Genomic DNA, 21490 nt, shown 5'->3' with positions numbered 1-21490 from the left:
GGTCCGGCGGATGCCGGACCGGGCCCTCCCCGTCGCTGGGGTCAGCCCGCCCGGTAGGCGGTCCAGCTGCTGCTCATGCGGGCCACCTGGCCGGCGGTGAACTGGTACATGCAGGAGTCGTAGGTGTAGTCCATGAAGTTGTGGATCGGGTCCGCACCCGACTTCTTGGTGCAGCTGTCGCGCCCGGTCGGGCACTCGTACGCGGCGCTCTTCTCGGCCGGGGTGTCGGAGACGTAGTCGCCGTTGCCGTTACAGCCGCCCTGGAAGGTGTGGTAGAGCCCGAGCCAGTGGCCGACCTCGTGGGTGGCGGTGTCGCCCTCGTTGTAGTTGGCGGAGGAGCCGCCCGGCAGCGAGCTGTCGAGCACGACCACGCCGTCCATCGTGGGGTTGGAGGCGTAGGAGGTCGGGAAGGTCGCCCAGCCCAGGAGGCCGCCGGAGAGCTTGGCGGTGTAGAAGTTGAGCGCGCCCGGGCCGCCCTTGCGCAGGGTGTTCTTCATGTCCTTCTCGGCCTGGGAGCCGGAGGCCAGGTTGTACCAGGAGGCGTTGTCCGTGTAGTCGGTCGACGCCAGGGTGAACTGGAAGTTCGTGTTGACGTTGCCGCTGCCCTGGCCGCCGTAGGCCGCGTTGAGGACGGAGAGCTGGTTGCTGACGTCCGTGGACGTGAGCTTGCCGGCGGTGCCGGAGTGGACGACGTGGAAGTACACGGGGATGTTCACCACGGCCTCGGCCGCGGCCAGGCTGCGCTGCGGCTGGTTCTTGAGGGCCTTGTCCAGCTTCGACTTGAGGTCGGAGTCCATGGCCTTGGCCTGCGCGTCAGTGAGCTCGTTCGGCTCGTCCGCGCGCTCGTCGTGGGCGCGGGCCACGCGGGCGTTGGCGGGGGCGGCTGCCCCGTCGGCGCACACCTCGGCGGGGCTCTTGGCGGCCGCGAGCGTGGTGGGGGCGGCGAGCGGGGTGAAGGCCAGGGTTCCGGCCAGGACAGCCGTGCCCATCAGGCGGCGGCGGAGAAGGGGGGATATGCGGGCGGACGCGCGCACGTGTGCTCCTCGCGAGTGGGGGGTGGTGGGGGGTGGTGGCCTGAAGGATCTTCTTCAGCTGGCGCGAAGCTTATGTGTGCATGACATATTCAGGTCAAGGGTCTTGCGTAAAAGATTTGTTGCTTCGAACGCACAAAGGGCACCTGGTATGTACCAGATGCCCCTTGTGGCAGAAGAATTGACGGTCGTTCAGGAGATCAGCGAACGGGGTGGTAGGACCGCTCGACCTTCTGGGTCCCGTTCAGGGTCCGGTAGGAGCGGGACCACGCGGACGTCGCGTCCGGCCGGCGCTTGTCGGATATGACGTAGTAGTCCATCTGCGAGCGCTCCGGCGTCACGTCCAGCACGCCGTAGCCGTGCGCGTCCATGTCGAGCCACTTCGTGTGCCAGTTGGCAGCCTTGATGGCGGTTTCGGCCACCAGCGAGACCGTGTTCGGCAGCACGTGCAGGATGTCGTCGAGGTTGTCGGAGGTCACCGACGTGACGACGAACTCCGTCGCAGCCGTGCCCGAGCCCGGATAGGTGGCCATGTTCATCGGCACCTCGTTCGCCCAGGCCATGTGGATGTCGCCGGTCAGGAACACCGTGTTCCGGATGTTTCGTTCCTTCAGGTGGCCCAGCAGCTCCTTGCGGTCGTCCGTGTACCCGTCCCACTGGTCCACGTTGATCGCGATGCCGCCCTCGGGCAGCCCGAGCAGCTTGGTGAACGGCCCCAGCAGGTGTGCGGGCAGCGAGCCGAAGGCCACCGGCGAGATCATCACCGAGGTGCCGACCAGCTTCCAGGTCGCGTCGGAGCCGGCGAGGCCCGCCTTGAGCCAGTCCAGTTGGGCGCGCCCGGTGATGGTGCGCTCCGGGTCGTCCACCGATCCGCTGCCCACCTTGGCCTGCTGCGAACGGAAGGAGCGCAGGTCGAGCAGGTGCAGGTCGGCGAGGGTGCCGAAGCGGAGCCTGCGGTAGACGGTGCCCGCGGTGGAGGTCCGTACCGGCATCCACTCGAAGTAGGCCTGCTTGGCGGCCTCGGCGCGGGCGGTCCAGTCGCCCTCGGCCCCCGGGGTGTGGTTCTCGGCGCCGCCGGCCCACGTGTCGTTCGCGAACTCGTGGTCGTCCCAGATGGCGATGACCGGGTGTGCCTGGTGCATGGCCTGGAGGTCCACGTCCGTCTTGTACGTGCCGTGCCGGGTGCGGTAATCGGCCAGCGAGACGATCTCGTGCTTCGGCTCGTGCTGGCGCACGGTGTACTTCGCCTCCGGGTAACCCCCGGACTGGTACTCGTAGATGTAGTCGCCCAGGTGCAGGATCGCGTGCAGGTCCGTGCGGGCGGCCAGGTGGCGGTAGGCGGAGAAGTAGCCGGACTCCCAGTTGGCGCAGGAGACCACGCCGAAGCGGACTCCCGGGGTCGTCACGCCGTGGGCGGGGGTGGTCAGGGTGCGCCCCACGGGGGAGACCGCCGAGCCGGCGGTGAAGCGGTACCAGTACGGCGTCTGCGGCCGGAGCCCCCGCACGTCCACTTTGACCGTGTGGTCCGAGGCGGCGCCGGCCGTGACGGTCCCTGAGCCGACGACGCGGGAGAAGGCCTGGTCGGCGGCCACCTCCCAGCCGACCTGGACGGTGGGGCCGATACCGGATCCGGGGACGGCCTCGGGGGAGGGGGTGACGCGCGTCCACAGCAGGACGCCGTCGGGCAGCGGATCGCCCGAGGCGACGCCGTGCAGGAAGGCGGGGGCGCTGCCCGCCGCATGGGCGGTTCCGGCGCCCAGCGTGGCGAGGGGGGCCAGTGTGGCGGTGGCGGCCGCGGCGAGGACGACGGTACGGCGGCGGGGGGTCGACGCGGCGGGGTGAGGGGTGAGATGACTGGTCACGGACCATCACATTACCGACGGGTACACCCCTGGGAACAGATGTCGGAATGCAACGAGCGGGCGAACTCTCGGAGTTCGCCCGCTCGCCGGTGCTGCCGGAAGGGAAGTCGTGTCCCGGAACGTCCCGGATCAGCCCTGCAGGGCCTTGTCGATCGCGGCCGTGAACGCCTCCGCCGTCTGCGGGGTGTCGATCTTCTTGCCGTCCATCTTCAAGGTCGGCGTGCCCTTCACCCCGGAGTTGTCGAAGACCTTCGACATCTCCAGCGCCCACCGGTCGTAGGTGCCGTCCTCGACGGCCTTCTTGAACTCGGCGTTGCCCTTGAGCGCCGGAACGGTGTCCGCGACCTTCAGCAGGTAGTCGTCCTTGGCGAAGCTGTCGACGGTCTCCTCGGGGTGCTGCTCCTTCGAGTACAGCGCCCCCTTGAACTCCAGGAAGGCCTCCGGGCTGACGTTCAGCGCGGCGCCCAGCGCGCTCAGCGCGTTCTTCGAGCCCTCGCCCTTGACCGCGTTGTCGATGAAGGTGGCGCCGACGTACTGGAGCTTGTACTTGCCCGCCTCGACGTCCTTCTTGATCTGCTCGCCCGCGGCCTGCTCGAAGGAGGCGCACGCCGGGCAGCGCGAGTCCTCGTACAGCTCCAGGGTCTTCTTCGCGTCGGCCTTGCCGACGACGACCGTGGTGCCGTCGTCACCCGAGGTGTTCTTGGGCTTGACCAGCTCGGCCTTGGCGGCCTTCTCCCAGTAGTCGGGCTCGTTGGCCTTCATGACCCCGTAGGCGATACCGCCGGCCAGGCCCAGCGCGGCCACGACCCCGACGCCGACTATGACCTGTCGACGGATCTTGTCCTTCTTGGCCTGCGCCGCGCGCTCGGCCCGAAGCCGCTCGCGGGCCGCCGCCTTGTTCGCCTGGCTGTTGCGTGAACTCATCATGATCTCCGTGGTGTGTGACGTGGGGAAGGGACTGCCGTACGTGCGTCAGGCGCGCGCGAGCGCACCGAGCACGGGAGGTCCCCGCCGTCCCACGGAGTGCGCGGGGAAGCGCGTACGGGCCCCGGCTCCCGCCGGGACCGGCCGCCGCGCCCGCCGTGCCGGCCGACGGGCCCCCGCCAGCGCGGCCGCCGCCATCCGCAGCGGCCGGAACGCGAAGGCGGCCACCGCCCGCAGCAGCCGGCCCAGCGCCCGCTCACCGTGGTGCAGCCAGGCGGCGGCGAGCAGCCCCACCGAGACATGGGCGCCGAGCAGCAGCCACGGCGTGTACGGGCCGGGCGAGGCCAGCAGCGCGGCCGTACCGGCGGCGGGTCCGGTCACCTCGGCCAGCGGGCCGCCCACCGGCGTGCCCCCGCAGAGCTCCTCCAGGCCCATGGCGCGCAGCGGCCCCGCGACCGGCCCACCGGCCGGGCCGTAGCAGAGGTGCTGCCCGGCGGTGAAGACGGTGTCGGCGGCCAGCTCCAGCGGTACGAGCAGCCCCGCGATGGGGCCGAAGCCGCGCTCACGGCCCGCGAGGGCCCAGGCGATCGCGAACACGCCCGCGAAGGCCCCGGCCACCATCGCCGGAGGCAGCGGGACCCGGGACATCAGGACGTGCGAGCCGGAGGAGAGCAGCACGACGACAGCGCTGAACAACGCGGCCCGCAGCCCTCTGAGTCCCGTCCCGGAAAAGTCCATCCTCGCGAGTGTGCCACGTGTTCCTGTGGGAGCCGTTTCAGGGGGTGAGACGGCCGTTGCGGAAGAGGTCCACGAAGATCTGGTGGTCGGCGCGCGCCCGCGCCCCGTAGGCGTGGGCGAAGTCGACCAGCAGGTCCGCGAAGCCCTCCTCGTCCGAGGCGATCGCCGCGTCGATGGCCCGCTCGGTGGAGAACGGCACCAGGGACTGTCCGCTCTCCGCCTCGTCGGCCGACGCGTGCATGGTCGCCGTGGCCCGGCCGAGGTCGGCGACCACCGCGGCGATCTCCTCGGGGTCGTCCAGGTCCGACCAGTCCAGATCCACCGCGTACGGGGACACCTCCGCCACCAGCTGGCCGGTGCCGTCCAGCTCCGTCCAGCCGAGCCAGGGGTCGGCGTGCGCCTGGAGCGCCCGCTGCGAGATCACCGTGCGGTGCCCCTCGTGCAGGAAGTACTCCCGCACCTCCCGGTCCGTGACGTGCCGGGAGGCGGCCGGGGTCTGCGCCTGCTTGAGGTAGATCACGACGTCGTTCTCCAGCGCGTCGCTGTGCCCCTCCAGCAGGATGTTGTAGGAGGGCAGGCCCGCCGAGCCGATGCCGACGCCCCGGCGGCCGACCACGTCCTTGACCCGGTAGGAGTCGGGGCGCACGAGGGACTCGTCGGGCAGGGTCTCCAGGTACCCGTCGAAGGCCGCCAGCACCTTGTAGCGGGTCGCGGCGTCCAGCTCGACGGAACCGCCGCCGCAGGCGAAGCGGCGCTCGTGGTCCCGTATCTCCGTCATCGAGTCCAGCAGGGAGAAGCGGGTGCGGCAGCGGGCCGAGCGCAGCGCGTCCAGCAGCGGGCCCTCGGCGGTGTCCAGGGTGAAGGAGGGGACCTCGTCCTTGTCGGGTGCCTGGTCCCGGACGGCCAGCAGGCGGATCCGCTCCCGGTAGGCCCCGGCGTAGATCCGCACCAGCTCGCTTATCTGGCCGTCGCTGAGCGCCTTGGTGTAGCCGATCAGCGCGACGGAGGCCGCGAAGCGCTTGAGGTCCCAGGTGAAGGGGCCGACGTACGCCTCGTCGAAGTCGTTGACGTTGAAGATCAGCCGGCCGTTGGCGTCCATGTACGTGCCGAAGTTCTCGGCGTGCAGATCGCCGTGGATCCACACCCGGCCCGTCCGCTCGTCCAGGTACGGACCGCCGTGCCGGTCCCGCTCCAGGTCGGAGTAGAAGAGGCAGGCCGTGCCCCGGTAGAAGGCGAAGGCCGAGGCCGCCATCTTGCGGAACTTGACCCGGAAGGCAGCGGGGTCGGCGGCGAGCAGTTCACCGAATGCGGTGTCGAACACGTCGAGGATCTGCTCGGCACGCTGCTCGTCGGTCGTCTCGGGGACCGCCATGGCGGGTTCCTCCTGGTGCACGGGGTGGTACGGGCTCTGCCGGACCGGACGCGGGACCGGCGCCCCTGGTTCTGCAACGCCCGACCGTACCGCCGCGTGCCCGTGATCTGTCACCCGTGGGACGTAGGATTCGAAGCTGCCCCCTCCCCCCGCCGCCAGGAGACCAGCGCCGTGACCCAGACGCCGTTCACGCACCTGCACGTCCACACCCAGTACTCGCTGCTGGACGGTGCCGCGCGGCTGAAGGACATGTTCAACGCGTGCAACGAGATGGGCATGACGCACATCGCCATGTCCGACCACGGCAACCTGCACGGGGCCTACGACTTCTTCCACTCCGCCCAGAAGGCCGGGGTCACGCCGATCATCGGCATCGAGGCGTACGTCGCCCCCGAGTCCCGGCGCAACAAGCGCCGCATCCAGTGGGGCCAGCCCCACCAGAAGCGCGACGACGTCTCCGGTTCCGGCGGCTACACCCACAAGACGATCTGGGCGGCGAACGCCACCGGCCTGCACAACCTCTTCCGGTTGTCCTCCGACGCGTACGCCGAGGGCTGGCTGACGAAGTGGCCGCGCATGGACAAGGAGACCATCGCCCAGTGGTCCGAGGGGCTGATCGCCTCCACCGGCTGCCCCTCCGGCGAGTTGCAGACCCGCCTGCGCCTCGGCCAGTTCGACGAGGCCCTGAAGTCGGCCTCCGAGTACCAGGACATCTTCGGCAAGGACCGCTACTTCCTGGAGCTGATGGACCACGGCATCGAGATCGAGCGCCGGGTCCGCGACGGGCTGCTGGAGATCGGCAAGAAGCTCGGTATCCCGCCGCTGGTGACGAACGACTCGCACTACACCTACGCCAGCGAGGCCTCCGCCCACGACGCCCTGCTGTGCATCCAGACGGGCAAGAACCTCTCGGACCCCGACCGCTTCCGCTTCGACGGCTCCGGCTACTACCTGAAGTCGACCGACGAGATGTACGCGATCGACTCCTCGGACGCCTGGCAGGAGGGCTGTGCCAACACCAGGCTGGTCGCGGACCAGATCGACACCGAGGGCATGTTCACGTTCCGGAACCTGATGCCGAAGTTCGACATCCCGGAGGGCTACACCGAGGTCACCTGGTTCCGCGAGGAGACCATGCGCGGCATGCACCGCCGCTTCCCCGGGGGCATCCCCGAGGACCGCATGAAGCAGGTCGAGTACGAGATGGACACGATCATCTCGATGGGCTTCCCGGGCTACTTCCTCGTGGTCGCCGACTTCATCATGTGGGCCAAGAACCAGGGCATCGCGGTCGGACCCGGCCGAGGCTCCGCGGCCGGCTCGATCGTCGCCTACGCCATGGGCATCACCGACCTCGACCCGATCCCGCACGGCCTGATCTTCGAGCGCTTCCTCAACCCCGAGCGCGTGTCCATGCCCGATGTCGACATCGACTTCGACGAGCGCCGGCGCGTCGAGGTGATCCGGTACGTGACCGAGAAGTACGGCGCCGACAAGGTCGCCATGATCGGCACCTACGGCACCATCAAGGCCAAGAACGCGATCAAGGACTCGGCCCGCGTGCTGGGCTACCCGTACGCCATGGGCGACCGCCTCACCAAGGCCATGCCCGCCGACGTCCTCGGCAAGGGCATCCCGCTCTCCGGCATCCTCGACCCCTCGCACCCCCGCTACGGCGAGGCCGGCGAGATCCGCGGCATGTACGAGAACGAGCCGGACGTGAAGAAGGTCATCGACACCGCCCGCGGTGTGGAGGGCCTGGTCCGCCAGATGGGCGTGCACGCCGCCGGCGTGATCATGTCCAGCGAGACGATCACCGATCACGTACCCGTCTGGGTGCGGCACACCGACGGCGTCACCATCACCCAGTGGGACTACCCGAGCTGCGAGTCGCTCGGCCTGCTGAAGATGGACTTCCTGGGCCTGCGCAACCTCACGATCATGGACGACGCCGTCAAGATGGTGAAGGCCAACAAGGGGATCGACATCGACCTCCTGGCCCTCCCGCTCGACGACCCCAAGACCTTCGAGCTGCTCGGCCGCGGCGACACCCTCGGCGTCTTCCAGTTCGACGGCGGGCCCATGCGCTCCCTGCTGCGGCTGATGAAGCCGGACAACTTCGAAGACATCTCCGCCGTGTCGGCCCTCTACCGGCCGGGCCCCATGGGCATGAACTCGCACACCAACTACGCCCTGCGCAAGAACAAGCAGCAGGAGATCACCCCGATCCACCCCGAGCTGGAGAAGCCGCTCGAAGAGGTGCTCGCGGTGACCTACGGCCTGATCGTCTACCAGGAGCAGGTCCAGAAGGCCGCCCAGATCATCGCCGGCTACTCGCTCGGCGAGGCCGACATCCTGCGCCGCGTCATGGGCAAGAAGAAGCCCGAGGAGCTGGCGAAGAACTTCACGATCTTCCAGGCGGGCGCCCGCAAGAACGGCTACTCCGACGAGGCCATCCAGAAGCTCTGGGACGTCCTGGTCCCCTTCGCCGGCTACGCCTTCAACAAGGCCCACTCGGCCGCCTACGGCCTGGTCTCCTACTGGACCGCCTACCTCAAGGCGAACTACCCGGCCGAGTACATGGCGGGTCTGCTCACCTCGGTCAAGGACGACAAGGACAAGTCCGCGATCTACCTGAACGAGTGCCGCCGCATGGGCATCAAGGTGCTCCCGCCGAACGTCAACGAGTCCGAGTCGAACTTCGCCGCCCAGGGCGACGACGTGATCCTCTTCGGCCTCACCGCCGTCCGCAACGTCGGCCAGAACGTCGTGGACTCGATCATCAAGACCAGGAAGGCCAAGGGGAAGTACTCCTCCTTCCCTGACTTCCTGGACAAGGTCGAGGCCGTCGTCTGCAACAAGCGCACCATCGAGTCGCTGATCAAGGCCGGCGCCTACGACGAGATGGGCCACACCCGCAAGGGCCTGGTCGCCCACCACGAATCCATGATCGACAACGTGGTCGCCGTCAAGCGCAAGGAGGCCGAGGGGCAGTTCGACCTCTTCGGCGGTATGGGTGACGACAGCGGCGGCGACGAGCCCGGCTTCGGCCTCGACGTGGAGTTCTCGGACGTCGAGTGGGAGAAGTCCTACCTGCTCGCCCAGGAGCGCGAGATGCTCGGGCTCTACGTCTCCGACCACCCGCTCTTCGGTCTGGAGCACGTGCTCTCCGACAAGACCGACGCCGGAATCTCCCAGCTGACCGGCGGCGAGCACTCCGACGGCGCCGTCGTCACCATCGGCGGCATCATCTCGGGCCTCCAGCGCAAGATGACCAAGCAGGGCAACGCCTGGGCCATCGCCACCGTCGAGGACCTCGCCGGCTCCATCGAGTGCATGTTCTTCCCCGCGACCTACCAGCTCGTCTCCACCCAGCTGGTCGAGGACACCGTCGTCTTCGTCAAGGGCCGCCTCGACAAGCGCGAGGACGTCCCCCGCCTGGTCGCCATGGAGATGATGGTCCCCGACCTCTCCTCGGCCGGCACCAACGCCCCCGTGGTCCTCACCATCCCCACGGTCAAGGTCACGCCCCCGATGGTGACCCGTCTGGGGGAGATCCTGCGCCACCACAAGGGCAACACCGAGGTCCGGATCAAGCTCCAGGGGCCGCGGACCACCACCGTGCTGCGCCTCGACCGGCACCGCGTCCAGCCCGACCCGGCCCTCTTCGGCGATCTCAAGGTCCTGCTCGGACCGTCCTGCCTGGCCGGATAGCGTCGTCCGCCACCCGCCCGAAAGGGGGCCTGCCCGGTGTCGCCGGGCAGGCCCCCTTGCGGTTCTCGGCCGTCACAGACCGGCGCGAAGGCGTCAGTTGTGTCCGAACTTCTTCTGCTTGCTCTTGTGGGCCAGGTCCATCGGACTCGGCGCCTGGGACGACTGCTCGGGGGAGTCCGAACGCGACGCGTCCTGCCCGGACGAGCGGGTCTGCTGCTTCGCCGGCTGCTTCTGGTTCTTGTTCTTGGCCATGGTGGAGCCTCCGTGAGGGTCTAGGGGCCAGGACCGCCTTCACACTCACACAGCACCAGAAACCGCGCATTTTGGATCATTACCGCGTGTAGCCGAGGGTGGTGCCCCGCCGCCGCGTGAGATCCGCCACGCCGATGATCGAGTTCCGGCCTTCAACGCCCGCGAGGTCGGGCAGACTCGGGGAACCCGCGAAAACACGTGGGGACCCCCAGGGAAGAGGGTGGAACGCGTGGACCGCTGCGTCGTCCTGGTGGACGCCGGCTACCTGCTGGGTGCCGCCGCCAGCCTTCTCGCCGGGGAGCCCTCCCGCTCCCGGATCACCGTCGACCATGCCGCCCTGATCCAGGGCCTGCGCGAGCGGGCCGAGGCCGACACCCAGCAGCCCCTGCTGCGCATCTACTGGTTCGACGGCGCACCCGACCGGGTGCCGCAGCCCGAACACCGCAGACTGCGCGTCATGTCCCGGGTCACGGTCCGGCTCGGCGCCCTGACCCGCAGCGACGGCCGCTGGGCGCAGAAGGGCGTCGACGCCGCCATGCACGCCGAGCTCACCGAACTCGCCCGCAACCGCGCCTGCTCCGACGTGGTCCTCGTGACCGGCGACGGCGACCTGCTGCCCGGCCTGATGTCCGCCAAGGAGCACGGGGTCGCGGTCCACCTGTGGGCCGTCCAGGCGGCCGACGGCGACTACAACCAGTCCGAGGACCTCGTCGCCGAGGCCGACGAACGCCGCGTCCTCGACCGGGCCTGGATCACCCGTGCCGTCCGCGCCAAGGACCTCGCCGGACTCTGCTCCCCGCCGCCCGTGCCCCGCCCCGACATCGCGGCCATCCTCTCGGCGCCGCTGCCCGAGGCCGCGCTCGCCGAGGCCGCCCGCAATGGTGCCGCCGCCCCCGCGGAGGACGACCGGGAGGCCGTCCCCGTACCGGCGCCGACCGCCCCCGGCGGAAAGAGCGTCCCCACGCCCAAGGACCTCGCCGGGGCCCTGCGCGCCACCGGACCGCACAGTGGCCAGCAGGCCGCGGCGAGCAGCGCGCCGTCCCCCGCCAGCGCCCTGCGCTGGTCCTCCGACCGGGGCTGGATCGACCGCGCCGGACCGCTGGGCGAGCCCGCCGAGACCGCCTCGCTGCCCACCCTCGCCCAGCTCACCAGCGCCGAACAGCGCTGGGCCGACCGGGAGGAGGACATCACCACCGTGGGCGGGGACCCATTCGAGGTGGGACAGGTGTTCGCCCGGCGCTGGATGGAACGCCTCCCGGAGACCGCACACCTCCAGAAACTGGCCACCATGTACCCGCGCATCCCGCACCGGATCGACGGCGAGCTGCTGCGCTACGCCGCCCGGTTCGGCCTGCTCGCGCACAAGGACGACCAGATCGACGAGCACGACCGCTACGCCATCCGCGCCGGGTTCTGGAGGGAGATCGACGTCCGCGCCGCCGCCGAGCACGTCGCCGCGGTACCGGCCGCCGCACCCGGAACGGGACCTGCCGACCTGTCCGCCCCGCTGACCCCGGCGGCCGAGTAGGGGCGGGAACCCCGTAGGCTGCTCCCTCGTGAGTACGGGCACAGCACAGGCGCAGGACAGCACGGCGGCGGCCGCGGGAGCGGCGTCGGACGTGGTCTGCACGGTGCGTGACCTGGTCAAGACGTATCCCGCGGTGCGCGGGCGGCGCGGAGCCCCCGCCCTGCCCGAAACCCGCGCCAACGACGGCGTCAGCCTCGACGTCCGGCGCGGCGAGATCTTCGGCCTGCTCGGCCCCAACGGCGCCGGCAAGTCCACCCTGGTCCGCCAGCTCACCGGCCTCATGCGGCCCGACTCGGGCACCGTGACCCTCCTCGGCCACGACCTCGTGCGCCACCCCCGACGGGCCTCCAGACTGCTCTCCTACCTCGGCCAGGAGTCCACCGCCCTCGACGAGCTCACGGTGGCGCTGGCCGCCGAGACCACCGCACGGCTGCGCGGGCTCGACGTACGGTCGGCACGCGCCGCGCGCGACGCCGTACTGGAGGAACTCGGACTGGCAGGGATCGCCGGGCGACCCCTGAAGAAGCTCTCCGGCGGCCAGCGGCGCCTGGCCTGCGTCGCCGCCGCGCTCGTGGGCGAACGGCCCGTGCTGGTCCTCGACGAACCCACCACCGGAATGGACCCGGTGGCCCGGCGGGCCGTGTGGGCGGCGGTGGACCGCCGCCGCGCCCGGCACGGCGTGACCGTGCTGCTCGTCACCCACAACGTCATCGAGGCCGAGACGGTCCTCGACCGGGTCGCCGTCATCGACCAGGGCAAGGTCATCGCCTGCGACACGCCGACCGCGCTGAAGGCGCGCGTCTCGGGCGAGGTCCGGCTGGAGCTGGTGTGGCGCGAGGGCGCCCCGCTGGAGGTGCCGGAGGTCGCCCGGCTGCGCGAGCGGGCGGTCGAGTCGGGGCGCCGCTGGGTGCTCCGGCTGGCGCCGGACGAGGCACGGGCGGCGGTCGCCTCGGTCACCGGGGGCCCGGCCTTCTCCGCGCTCGACGACTTCACCCTGGCCACTCCCAGCCTGGAAGACGTGTACCTGGCCCTCGGCGGCAGGACGAAAGGGCTGGTGAAGTCGTGAGCGACCGTTCGACGGGGGGCGTCCGGGCCGTGCTCGCGCCCGATGCCGCACCCACGGCTCAGGCCGCACCGGCCGCGCTTCCCACGGGCTGCGCACGGGAACCTCAGGCCGCGCCGCTGGCGCCCGCCGCGCGCTTCCTCCCCTCGCTGGCCGCTGTCTACCGCGCGCAGCTGTCCCGGGCGCGGGTGGCCCGCATTCCGTTGCTGTTCGTGGCGACCTTCCAGTCCGTCGGAATCATGATCCTGATGCGGGGCGTCGTCGACGGGGGATCCGAGGCCCGGGCCGTCGTGGCCGGGTCCTCGGTGCTGGTCGTCGCCTTCGTCGCGCTGAACCTGCTCGCGCAGTACTTCGGGCAGTTGCGGGCCGGCGGCGGACTCGACCACTACGCCACCCTGCCGGTGCCGCCCGCCTCGGTGGTGCTGGGCGCGGCCGCCGCCTACGCCTCCTTCACGCTGCCGGGGACGCTGGTCACCGCCGTCCTGGGATGTCTGCTCTTCGGCCTGCCGATGGGCGGACTGTGGATCCTGGCCGCCGTGGTGCCGCTGGCCGGAGCCGCGCTGGCCGGGCTCGGCGCGGCCCTGGGGCTGCTGGCACCGCGGCAGGAGCTCGCCACCCTCGCGGGGCAGCTCGGCATGTCGGCGGCGCTGCTGCTGGGCGTGCTGCCGCCCGAGCGGATGCCGGCCGTGATCGTGTGGGCGCGGGACCTGCTGCCGTCCACCTACGGGGTGGAGGCCTTCGCGCGGACCTTCGAGGCGTCGCCGGACTGGGCCGCCGTCGTCTTCGACCTCGGCGTGTGCGCGGCCGTCGGGGTCGTCTCCCTGGCCGTGGCGACCTGGGCGTACCGCCGGGCGGCCGTCCGCTGACACCACCGCCGGACACACCTGGCACGATGTGGGGGTGACCGAAGCCGTGACCCCGCAGTCCCCGTTCGACCCGCCGCCGTCGCCGCCCGAGAAGCCGGGCGGCACCGCCGCGGCCATCCGCCCGGAGGACATCCGCGACGGGGCCGTCGTGGCCCTGGCGGTCGGGGTGGCCGGGCTGCTCCTCGGCCTGCTGTGGTGGTGGCTCGCGCCCCGGGTGCAGTACGTGTCCAACGGCGAGGCGGTGTTCCTGCGCAACAGCGAGAGCGAAGCGCGGATCGCCGCCGACGGGACCTTCTTCCTGCTGGCCCTGGGGCTGGGCGTGGTGAGCGCCGTCGCCACCTTCCTGTGGCGCCGGGCCGGCGGGGTGCCGCTGGTGATCGGTCTCGCCGTCGGGTCCTGCTTCGCCGCGCTGGCGGGGTGGCGGTTCGGACTGTGGCTCGGGTCCTCGTCGACGGACCTGGCCGCGGCGGCCTCCGCCGCCGGCAAGGGGGTGCCGTTCGATGCGCCGCTGGAACTGCTGGCGTACGGGGCGCTGCTGGCCTGGCCGATGACCGCGGTGCTGCTGCACCTGGGGTTGACCGCGCTGTGGACGCCGAGGGAACCGGAGCCGGATCCGCTGTACGGGTGGAGCGGCCACTACCGGCCGGCGCCGCCGGCCGGGGTGCCGCTGCCGCCCGCCGACGCCGGCCCGACCGCGTCCGAGGCCCCGCGCACCTGACCCGTCCGGGGCGGTGGGCCGGCGGCGCCGCGCGAAGGCCCGCCCTCCCGCGCTGCCCGGGACCGCGCCCGGAAGGGCCCGCCCTTCGGGCGGACGGCGCCCCTATCGCGACACGCCCTATGCCCGGCCGATCGGGGCGAGGGTGGCTCCCGTGAGGCTGGTCAGGTCCGACGGGGAGAGTTCGATCTCCAGGCCGCGGCGGCCCGCCGAGCAGCAGATCGTGGAGTGTTCCGTCGCGGAGTCGTCGATCACCGTGCGCAGCCGCTTGCGCTGGCCCAGCGGGGAGATGCCGCCGCGGACGTAGCCCGTGGTGCGTTCGGCCAGGGCCGGGTCCGCCATCGCCGCCCGCTTGCCGCCGACCGCCGTCGCCAGCGCCTTCAGGTCCAGCGACCCGGAGACCGGGACCACCGCCACCGTGAGGACGCCGTCCACGTCGGCCACCAGGGTCTTGAAGACCTGCGTCGGAGAGACCCCCATGGCCTCGGCCGCCTCTTCGCCGTACGAGGGGTGCGACGGGTCGTGCTCGTACGCGTGCGTGGTGAAGGCGACTCCGGCCGCCGTCAGGGCCGCGATCGCCGGAGTGCCGGCTGCCTGCTTCGTCTTCTTGGCCATCGGTCCCCCGTCGGTCGGTTCAGTTGGGGCTCGTCGGAGCCCGGGTCAGGTCCACCGCCGGAAGCGACGGCAGATGACGGATCACCGCCGTCTCCGTGCGCAGCAGTTTCAGCTCCTCCGCCAGCCGCGTCGCCGTGTCCGGGGCCTGGAGCAGCCGCTGCTTCGCCGGGACGTCCAGCACCGCCGCCGCGGCCACCAGGTACGACACCACCGAGGGCTCGTCGGGCAGTTCGGCGCCCGTCAGGGACCGCTCGCGAGCCCCGGCCAGCCGCTTCTGGTAGTTGCGGAAGGCACGCAGCACACCCTCTGCGAGGACCCCGGCGCCGTCGCCCGCGTCCTCCGGGAGCTCCTCCAGGTCCGCCGTCAGGAAGGGCCCCGAGGAGTCGACCGAGAGCAGCCGGACCCGCGTCGTACCGGTCGCCAAGACCTCGAAGGTGCCGTCCTCCCGCTCCCTGATCGTCGCCGCCTCCGCGATGCAGCCCACCCGGTGGAACGCCTGGATCGGGTCCGACCCGAAACCCGCGGCCGGGCCGCGCTCCGGCATGGACGTCGGGTCCGGCAGGCCGGACGCGGTCGGGGCGGCCTCCCGGCCGTCGCGGATCGCGACGACGGCGAAACGGCGCGGCTCGTCCTCGCCCGACTTCAGCAGCTCGCGCATCATGGCGCGATAACGCTCCTCGAAGACGTTCAGCGGGAGGACGAGGCCCGGGAACAGCACCGAGTTCAGCGGGAAGAGGGGCAGGCGAACGGTGGTCACGACGCACAGGGTAATCGTCCGCGGACGCAGCCCGTCACCCCCCGCCGCAGCAGTCGGGGGGCCTCCGCCGCCGGCCCCGGAGCCGGATCCCGCCGCCGAATCGGCGCGGCGCCCGGGGACGGCCGGATCCGCCGGTCCCCCGTCCGGGCCGGCCCGCTCCGGCGGTTCCGCCCGGCCGCCGCGCACGTGCGGGTGAACGCCCACGGGCGCCTGTGGTGCCCGTGGCGTGTATCAGCCAGTGATACGGGCGGACGGTGGCGCGTGGCGGTCTGAGAGAATTGGGAGGTGATCTCTCGTATCGACCTGCGCGGTGACGCCCTCCCCGAGGGCGGCGCCCTGCGCGATCTGCTGCCCCGTGCCGAGTTCGACGTGGAAGCCGCCCTGGAAAAGGTGCGGCCCATCTGCGAGGACGTGCATCATCGTGGCACGGCGGCGCTGATCGAGTACGCGCAGAAGTTCGACGGAGTGACGTTGGAGCAGGTCAGGGTGCCCGCTGAGGCTCTCAAGGCCGCCCTCGACGCGCTCGATCCGGCCGTCCGCGCAGCCCTTGAGGAGTCGATCCGGCGGGCCCGGACGGTGCACCGCGAGCAGCGCCGCACCGAGCACACCACCCAGGTGGTCCCCGGCGGCACCGTGACCGAGAAGTGGGTTCCGGTGGAGCGTGTGGGGCTGTACGCCCCGGGCGGCCGCTCGGTCTACCCGTCGTCCGTCGTCATGAACGTGGTGCCGGCCCAGGAGGCGGGCGTCGAGTCGGTCGCGCTCGCGTCCCCGCCGCAGAAGGAGTTCGGGGGCCTGCCGCACCCGACCATCCTCGCCGCCTGCGCCCTGCTCGGCGTGGACGAGGTGTACGCGGTCGGTGGCGCCCAGGCCGTGGCGATGTTCGCCTACGGGACCGAGGACTGCCGTCCCGCCAACATGGTCACCGGCCCCGGCAACATCTGGGTCGCCGCCGCCAAGCGCTACTTCACCGGACGCATCGGCATCGACACCGAGGCCGGCCCGACCGAGATCGCCGTCCTCGCCGACTCCACGGCCGACCCGGTCCACGTCGCTGCCGACCTCATCAGCCAGGCGGAGCACGACCCGCTGGCCGCGGCCGTCCTCGTCACGGACTCCGCCGAGCTCGCGGACGCGGTCGAGAAGGAGCTGGAGCCGCAGGTCGCCGCGACCAAGCACGTCGAGGACCGGATCAAGCCCGCCCTCGCCGGCAAGCAGTCCGCGATCGTCCTGGTCGACAGCCTGGAGGACGGTCTCAAGGTTGTCGACGCCTACGGCGCCGAGCACCTGGAGATCCAGACCGCCGACGCGGCCGCCCTGGCCGCCCGCGTCCGCAACGCCGGCGCGATCTTCGTCGGCCCGTGGGCCCCGGTCTCCCTCGGCGACTACTGCGCCGGCTCCAACCACGTGCTGCCCACCGGCGGCTGCGCCTGCCACTCCTCGGGCCTGTCCGTGCAGTCCTTCCTGCGCGGCATCCACATCGTCGACTACACCCGCGACGCCCTCGCCGAGGTCACCCACCACGTGGTCACCCTGGCCGAGGCGGAGGACCTGCCCGCCCACGGTGCCGCCCTCAAGGCACGCTTCGGATGGAAGGTGCCCACCCCGTGAGCATCGGCATCGACGACCTCCCCATCCGGGACGAACTGCGCGGCAAGAGCCCGTACGGCGCCCCGCAGCTGGACGTGCCGGTTCAGCTGAACACCAACGAGAACCCCTACGAGCTGCCCGCGGAGCTCGTCGCGCGCATCGCCGAGCGCGTCGCCGAGGCCGCCCGCACCCTCAACCGCTACCCGGACCGGGACGCGGTCGAGCTGCGCACCGAGCTGGCCGCCTACCTCACGCGTACCGGCAAGCACCCGGTCACGCGGGAGAACGTATGGGCCGCCAACGGCTCCAACGAGGTCATCCAGCAGCTGCTGCAGACCTTCGGTGGGCCGGGCCGCACCGCGATCGGCTTCGAGCCCTCCTACTCCATGCACGCGCTGATCTCCCGCGGTACCGGCACGGAGTGGATCTCCGGCCCGCGCCGCGAGGACTTCCGCATCGACGTGGCGGCCGCGGAGCGGGCGATCGCACAGTACGCCCCCGACGTCGTCTTCATCACCTCGCCCAACAACCCCACGGGCACCGCCGTCGAGGCGGAGACCGTCCTGGCCCTCTACGAGGCGGCCCAGGCGGCCAAGCCCTCCCTCGTCATCGTCGACGAGGCCTATGTGGAGTTCAGCCACCGGGACTCCCTGCTGCCCCTCATCGAGGGCCGCCCCCACATGGTGGTGTCCCGGACCATGTCCAAGGCCTTCGGCGCGGCCGGCCTGCGCCTGGGCTACCTGGCCGCGCACCCCGCCGTCGTCGACGCCGTGCAGCTGGTGCGCCTGCCGTACCACCTGTCCGCCGTCACCCAGGCGACGGCCCTGGCGGCGCTGGAGCACACCGACACCCTGCTCGGCTACGTCGAGCAGCTCAAGTCCGAGCGGGACCGCCTGGTCGCCGAACTGCGCGCCATCGGCTACGAGGTCACCGAGTCCGACGCGAACTTCGTCCAGTTCGGGACGTTCGAGGACGCGCACACCGCCTGGCAGAAGATCCTCGATCACGGGGTCCTGGTCCGGGACAACGGCGTACCCGGCCGGCTGCGGGTCACCGCCGGCACCCCGGCAGAGAACGACGCGTTCCTGGAAGCGGTTCGCGCACTGAAGAAGGAGCAGCACGCATGAGCCGCATCGGACGGGTCGAACGGACCACCAAGGAGACCTCCGTCGTCGTCGAGATAAACCTCGACGGAACCGGCCGGGTCGACGTCTCGACGGGCGTGGGCTTCTACGACCACATGCTCGACCAGCTCGGCCGCCACGGCCTCTTCGACCTCACCGTCAAGACCGACGGCGACCTGCACATCGACTCCCACCACACCATCGAGGACACCGCCCTCGCGCTCGGCGCCGCCTTCCGGCAGGCGCTCGGCGACAAGGTGGGCATCTACCGCTTCGGCAACTGCACCGTGCCGCTCGACGAGTCCCTCGCCCAGGTGACCGTCGACCTGTCCGGCCGCCCCTACCTCGTGCACACCGAGCCCGAGAACATGGCGCCGATGATCGGCGCCTACGACACGACGATGACCCGGCACATCCTGGAGTCCTTCGTCGCGCAGGCCCAGATCGCCCTGCACGTCCACGTCCCGTACGGGCGCAACGCCCACCACATCGTGGAGTGCCAGTTCAAGGCCCTCGCCCGCGCGCTGCGCTACGCCGCCGAGTTCGACCCGCGCGCCGCCGGCATCCTGCCCTCCACGAAGGGCGCCCTCTAGCAGTGAACGGGCTGAACACCATCCTGATCGTCCTCGGCCTCTTCCTGGCCGGGGGCGTCTACTCCTTCCAGAAGCAGCAGATGCCCAAGTCGGTCATCATCCTGCTCGCCCTCGCCTCCGCGATGTGTCTGGCAGCCGGAGTCCTGCGAATCCAAGGAATCTGGGAATGAGCACAGCACACCCCACCAAGAAGGTCGTGGTCCTCGACTACGGTTTCGGCAACGTCCGCTCCGCCGAACGCGCCCTCGCGCGCGTCGGCGCGGACGTCGAGATCACCCGCGATTACGACAAGGCCATGGACGCCGACGGACTCCTCGTCCCCGGCGTCGGCGCCTTCTCCGCCTGCATGCGGGGACTCAAGGACGTCCGCGGCGACTGGATCATCGGCCGCCGCCTCTCCGGCGGACGCCCGGTCATGGGCATCTGCGTCGGCATGCAGATCCTCTTCGAGCGCGGCATCGAGCACGGCGTGGAGACTTCAGGTCTCGACGAGTGGCCCGGCACGGTCGGCCCGCTCAAGGCCCCGGTCGTCCCGCACATGGGCTGGAACACCGTCGAGGCCCCGGCCGACAGCCAGGCCTTCGCCGGTCTGGACGCCGACGCACGCTTCTACTTCGTGCACTCCTACGCGGCGCGCGAGTGGACCCTGGAGACGACCAACCCGCTGATCCGCGCCCCCAAGGTCACCTGGGCCACGCACGGCGAACGCTTCGTCGCGGCGGTGGAGAACGGAGCCCTGTGGGCGACCCAGTTCCACCCCGAGAAGTCCGGCGACGCCGGCGCCCAGCTCCTCACCAACTGGATCGAGACCCTCTGATGCCGAACCCGCTCGAACTCCTTCCCGCGGTCGACGTCCGCGACGGCCAGGCCGTCCGCCTCGTCCACGGCGTCTCCGGCAGCGAGACGTCCTACGGCTCCCCGCTGCAGGCCGCCCTCGCCTGGCAGGCCGCGGGCGCCGAATGGCTCCACCTGGTCGACCTGGACGCCGCCTTCGGCACCGGCGACAACCGTGCCCTGGTCGCCGAGATCACCCGCGCCATGGACATCAAGGTCGAGCTGTCCGGCGGCATCCGCGACGACGCCTCGCTCGCCGCGGCCCTCGCCACCGGCTGCACCCGCGTCAACCTCGGCACCGCGGCCCTGGAGACCCCCGAGTGGGCCGCCAAGGCCATCGCCGAGCACGGCGACAGGATCGCCGTCGGCCTCGACGTGCGCGGCACCACCCTCAAGGGCCGCGGCTGGACCAGCGAGGGCGGCGACCTCTACGAGACCCTGGCCCGCCTCGACTCCGAGGGCTGCGCCCGCTACGTCGTCACCGACATCGGCAAGGACGGCACGCTCACCGGCCCCAACCTGGAGCTGCTGCGGAGCGTCTGCGCCGCCACCGACCGGCCCGTCGTCGCCTCCGGAGGCATCTCCTGCCTCGACGACCTGCGGGCCCTGTCCGAGCTGGTGCCGCTGGGCGTCGAGGGCGCGATCGTCGGCAAGGCCCTGTACGCCAAGGCCTTCACCCTGGAAGAAGCCCTGAAGGTGGTCTCCGCATGAGCAACACCTCCGACGCCGGCGCCGTGCGCCGCATCTCCTCCGGCGGCCCCTACGAGGACGTCATCGGCTACTCCCGAGCCGTGCAGCTGCCCAACGGCCTCGTGCTGGTCTCCGGCTGCACCGCGGCCGATGCGGGCGGCCCGTACGACCAGACCGTCGCGGCCTTCGGCGTCGCCTTCAAAGCCCTCGCCCAGGCCGGCCTCGGCCCCGAGGACGTCGTCCGCACCCGCATGTACCTGACGCACGCCCGCGACGTGGACGAGGTGGGCCGCGCCCACAAGGAGCTCCTCGACGCGGTCCGCCCGGCCGCGACGATGCTCATCGTCTCCGGCTTCGTCGACCCGTCGATGGTCGTCGAGGTGGAGGTCGAGGCGTACCGGGCGGTGCCCGCATGAGCCTCGCCGTACGCGTGATCCCCTGCCTGGACGTGGACAACGGCCGGGTCGTCAAGGGCGTCAACTTCCAGAACCTGCGCGACGCGGGCGACCCGGTGGAGATGGCCAAGCTGTACGACGCCGAAGGCGCCGACGAGCTGACCTTCCTCGACATCACCGCGTCCTCCGGCAACCGCGAGACCACCTACGACGTGGTGCGCCGCACCGCCGAGCAGGTCTTCATCCCGCTGACCGTGGGCGGCGGCGTCCGCACGGCCGACGACGTCGACAAGCTCCTGCGCGCGGGAGCGGACAAGGTGGGCGTGAACACGGCCGCCATCGCCCGGCCCGAGCTGATCCAGGAGATCGCGGAGCGGTTCGGCCGGCAGGTCCTCGTCCTGTCGGTCGACGCCCGCCGCACCGGGTCGGGGTCCTTCGAGGTCACCACGCACGGCGGTCGCCGGGGCACCGGCATCGACGCCGTCGAGTGGGCCCACCGGGCAGCGGAGCTGGGGGCCGGTGAGATCCTGCTGAACTCGATGGACGCCGACGGCACCAAGGACGGCTACGACACCGAGATGATCGCGGCGGTCCGTAAGCACGTCACCGTGCCGGTGATCGCCTCGGGCGGCGCGGGCCGCCTCGCGGACTTCGCCCCGGCGATCGAGGCGGGAGCGGACGCCGTGCTCGCGGCATCCGTCTTCCACTTCGGCGACCTCCGCATCTCCGAGGTCAAGGCCGCCCTCCGCGAAGCCGGTCACCCCGTCCGCTAGGTCTGTCCCGCGCCGGGTGGGAGCACCGCCCGGCGCGGGCCATGGTCCGGAGTCGGT

At 71.3% G+C, this 21490-nt stretch carries 21 protein-coding genes; 13 read left to right on the top strand and 8 right to left on the bottom strand.

Annotated features, from left to right (window positions below; genetic code table 11):
* Positions 1–41: 41 nt before the first annotated feature.
* The 5 genes from ACFW2G_RS22480 to ACFW2G_RS22460 form a co-directional block, all read right to left on the bottom strand.
* Positions 42–989, bottom strand: coding sequence for a zinc metalloprotease (locus ACFW2G_RS22480; RefSeq protein ID WP_384451225.1), 948 nt, complete (start codon positions 987–989; stop codon positions 42–44).
* A gap of 242 nt (positions 990–1231) precedes the next feature.
* Complete coding sequence (locus tag ACFW2G_RS22475) at positions 1232–2893, bottom strand: alkaline phosphatase D family protein (protein ID WP_384581141.1); 1662 nt, start codon at positions 2891–2893, stop codon at positions 1232–1234.
* A 129-nt stretch (positions 2894–3022) separates the two neighbouring features.
* Positions 3023–3817, bottom strand: a complete 795-nt coding sequence (locus ACFW2G_RS22470) for a DsbA family protein (protein ID WP_384451227.1) — start codon at positions 3815–3817, stop codon at positions 3023–3025.
* A gap of 48 nt (positions 3818–3865) precedes the next feature.
* Positions 3866–4555, bottom strand: a complete 690-nt coding sequence (locus ACFW2G_RS22465) for a hypothetical protein (RefSeq protein ID WP_037926846.1) — start codon at positions 4553–4555, stop codon at positions 3866–3868.
* 37 nt (positions 4556–4592) lie between these two features.
* Entirely contained in the window at positions 4593–5927 is a 1335-nt protein-coding gene (locus ACFW2G_RS22460) for a DUF2252 domain-containing protein (protein WP_037926843.1), read from the bottom strand.
* A 171-nt stretch (positions 5928–6098) separates the two neighbouring features.
* Here ACFW2G_RS22460 and dnaE point away from each other — a divergent pair, with 171 nt between their 5' ends.
* A complete protein-coding gene (gene dnaE, locus ACFW2G_RS22455; protein ID WP_037926841.1) occupies positions 6099–9641 on the top strand; it encodes a DNA polymerase III subunit alpha in 3543 nt (1180 codons plus the stop codon).
* A gap of 93 nt (positions 9642–9734) precedes the next feature.
* Here the strand turns inward: dnaE and ACFW2G_RS22450 are convergent, their stop codons facing one another.
* Positions 9735–9893: a hypothetical protein gene (locus ACFW2G_RS22450; RefSeq protein WP_172671389.1), complete on the bottom strand. Its 159-nt coding sequence runs from the start codon at positions 9891–9893 to the stop codon at positions 9735–9737.
* Positions 9894–10113: 220 nt separating this feature from the next.
* Here ACFW2G_RS22450 and ACFW2G_RS22445 point away from each other — a divergent pair, with 220 nt between their 5' ends.
* The 4 genes from ACFW2G_RS22445 to ACFW2G_RS22430 are packed head-to-tail and all read left to right on the top strand — an operon-like array spanning position 10114 to position 14068.
* A complete protein-coding gene (locus ACFW2G_RS22445) occupies positions 10114–11421 on the top strand; it encodes an NYN domain-containing protein (protein ID WP_384581139.1) in 1308 nt (435 codons plus the stop codon).
* A 28-nt stretch (positions 11422–11449) separates the two neighbouring features.
* Positions 11450–12487 carry an ABC transporter ATP-binding protein gene (locus ACFW2G_RS22440; RefSeq protein WP_384451135.1) on the top strand — a complete coding sequence of 346 codons (1038 nt, stop codon included), beginning with the start codon at positions 11450–11452 and terminating at the stop codon, positions 12485–12487.
* Positions 12484–13350 carry an ABC transporter permease gene (locus ACFW2G_RS22435; protein WP_078556932.1) on the top strand — a complete coding sequence of 289 codons (867 nt, stop codon included), beginning with the start codon at positions 12484–12486 and terminating at the stop codon, positions 13348–13350. The genes ACFW2G_RS22440 and ACFW2G_RS22435 overlap by 4 nt, the downstream gene beginning before the upstream one ends.
* Before the next feature lie 28 nt (positions 13351–13378).
* Positions 13379–14068: a hypothetical protein gene (locus ACFW2G_RS22430; protein ID WP_052031196.1), complete on the top strand. Its 690-nt coding sequence runs from the start codon at positions 13379–13381 to the stop codon at positions 14066–14068.
* Between the two features lie 117 nt (positions 14069–14185).
* Here the strand turns inward: ACFW2G_RS22430 and ybaK are convergent, their stop codons facing one another.
* The gene (ybaK, locus tag ACFW2G_RS22425) at positions 14186–14680 is read right to left on the bottom strand and encodes a Cys-tRNA(Pro) deacylase (RefSeq protein WP_384451140.1); all 495 of its coding nucleotides are present in this window, start codon (positions 14678–14680) and stop codon (positions 14186–14188) included.
* 19 nt (positions 14681–14699) lie between these two features.
* Positions 14700–15437 (bottom strand): LON peptidase substrate-binding domain-containing protein, encoded by a 738-nt coding sequence (locus ACFW2G_RS22420; protein ID WP_037926834.1) that lies wholly within the window; start codon positions 15435–15437, stop codon positions 14700–14702.
* 285 nt (positions 15438–15722) lie between these two features.
* Between ACFW2G_RS22420 and hisD the strand changes: the two genes are divergently transcribed.
* Genes hisD through hisF form a run of 8 tightly spaced genes read left to right on the top strand, consistent with a single transcriptional unit; the run spans position 15723 to position 21433 of the window.
* Positions 15723–17045 carry a histidinol dehydrogenase gene (gene hisD, locus ACFW2G_RS22415; protein WP_037926831.1) on the top strand — a complete coding sequence of 441 codons (1323 nt, stop codon included), beginning with the start codon at positions 15723–15725 and terminating at the stop codon, positions 17043–17045.
* The gene (locus tag ACFW2G_RS22410) at positions 17024–18151 is read left to right on the top strand and encodes a histidinol-phosphate transaminase (protein WP_384581137.1); all 1128 of its coding nucleotides are present in this window, start codon (positions 17024–17026) and stop codon (positions 18149–18151) included. Before hisD ends, ACFW2G_RS22410 begins: the two co-directional genes overlap by 22 nt.
* Complete coding sequence (gene hisB / locus ACFW2G_RS22405) at positions 18148–18741, top strand: imidazoleglycerol-phosphate dehydratase HisB (RefSeq protein WP_037926825.1); 594 nt, start codon at positions 18148–18150, stop codon at positions 18739–18741. The genes ACFW2G_RS22410 and hisB overlap by 4 nt, the downstream gene beginning before the upstream one ends.
* A 2-nt stretch (positions 18742–18743) precedes the next feature.
* Entirely contained in the window at positions 18744–18911 is a 168-nt protein-coding gene (locus tag ACFW2G_RS22400; protein WP_030855494.1) for a hypothetical protein, read from the top strand.
* Positions 18908–19558, top strand: coding sequence for an imidazole glycerol phosphate synthase subunit HisH (hisH, locus tag ACFW2G_RS22395; protein WP_384451150.1), 651 nt, complete (start codon positions 18908–18910; stop codon positions 19556–19558). Before ACFW2G_RS22400 ends, hisH begins: the two co-directional genes overlap by 4 nt.
* Positions 19558–20286, top strand: a complete 729-nt coding sequence (gene priA, locus ACFW2G_RS22390) for a bifunctional 1-(5-phosphoribosyl)-5-((5-phosphoribosylamino)methylideneamino)imidazole-4-carboxamide isomerase/phosphoribosylanthranilate isomerase PriA (RefSeq protein ID WP_384451153.1) — start codon at positions 19558–19560, stop codon at positions 20284–20286. Before hisH ends, priA begins: the two co-directional genes overlap by 1 nt.
* The gene (locus tag ACFW2G_RS22385) at positions 20283–20681 is read left to right on the top strand and encodes a RidA family protein (RefSeq protein WP_037926815.1); all 399 of its coding nucleotides are present in this window, start codon (positions 20283–20285) and stop codon (positions 20679–20681) included. Before priA ends, ACFW2G_RS22385 begins: the two co-directional genes overlap by 4 nt.
* A complete protein-coding gene (gene hisF / locus ACFW2G_RS22380; RefSeq protein ID WP_037926812.1) occupies positions 20678–21433 on the top strand; it encodes an imidazole glycerol phosphate synthase subunit HisF in 756 nt (251 codons plus the stop codon). Before ACFW2G_RS22385 ends, hisF begins: the two co-directional genes overlap by 4 nt.
* Positions 21434–21490: the final 57 nt, after the last annotated feature.

The sequence above is a fragment of the Streptomyces sp. NPDC058880 genome (assembly GCF_042742535.1).
Classification (GTDB): Bacteria; Actinomycetota; Actinomycetes; order Streptomycetales; family Streptomycetaceae; genus Streptomyces.
Note: the sequence above shows the minus strand (reverse complement) of the source record. Positions and strands in the feature narration are given on the sequence as shown.

What these genes read in the sequence shown, in the direction of transcription:
- ACFW2G_RS22480 (WP_384451225.1), bottom strand. Translation starts at nt 989, where the DNA reads ATGGGCACGGCTGTCCTGGCCGGAACCCTGGCCTTCACCCCGCTCGCC.
- ACFW2G_RS22465 (WP_037926846.1), bottom strand. Translation starts at nt 4,555, where the DNA reads ATGGACTTTTCCGGGACGGGACTCAGAGGGCTGCGGGCCGCGTTGTTC.
- ACFW2G_RS22385 (WP_037926815.1), top strand. Translation starts at nt 20,283, where the DNA reads ATGAGCAACACCTCCGACGCCGGCGCCGTGCGCCGCATCTCCTCCGGC.
- hisB (WP_037926825.1), top strand. Translation starts at nt 18,148, where the DNA reads ATGAGCCGCATCGGACGGGTCGAACGGACCACCAAGGAGACCTCCGTC.
- hisF (WP_037926812.1), top strand. Translation starts at nt 20,678, where the DNA reads ATGAGCCTCGCCGTACGCGTGATCCCCTGCCTGGACGTGGACAACGGC.
- ACFW2G_RS22470 (WP_384451227.1), bottom strand. Translation starts at nt 3,817, where the DNA reads ATGAGTTCACGCAACAGCCAGGCGAACAAGGCGGCGGCCCGCGAGCGG.
- priA (WP_384451153.1), top strand. Translation starts at nt 19,558, where the DNA reads ATGCCGAACCCGCTCGAACTCCTTCCCGCGGTCGACGTCCGCGACGGC.
- ACFW2G_RS22460 (WP_037926843.1), bottom strand. Translation starts at nt 5,927, where the DNA reads ATGGCGGTCCCCGAGACGACCGACGAGCAGCGTGCCGAGCAGATCCTC.
- ACFW2G_RS22410 (WP_384581137.1), top strand. Translation starts at nt 17,024, where the DNA reads ATGGAAGGTGCCCACCCCGTGAGCATCGGCATCGACGACCTCCCCATC.
- ybaK (WP_384451140.1), bottom strand. Translation starts at nt 14,680, where the DNA reads ATGGCCAAGAAGACGAAGCAGGCAGCCGGCACTCCGGCGATCGCGGCC.
- ACFW2G_RS22450 (WP_172671389.1), bottom strand. Translation starts at nt 9,893, where the DNA reads ATGGCCAAGAACAAGAACCAGAAGCAGCCGGCGAAGCAGCAGACCCGC.
- hisH (WP_384451150.1), top strand. Translation starts at nt 18,908, where the DNA reads ATGAGCACAGCACACCCCACCAAGAAGGTCGTGGTCCTCGACTACGGT.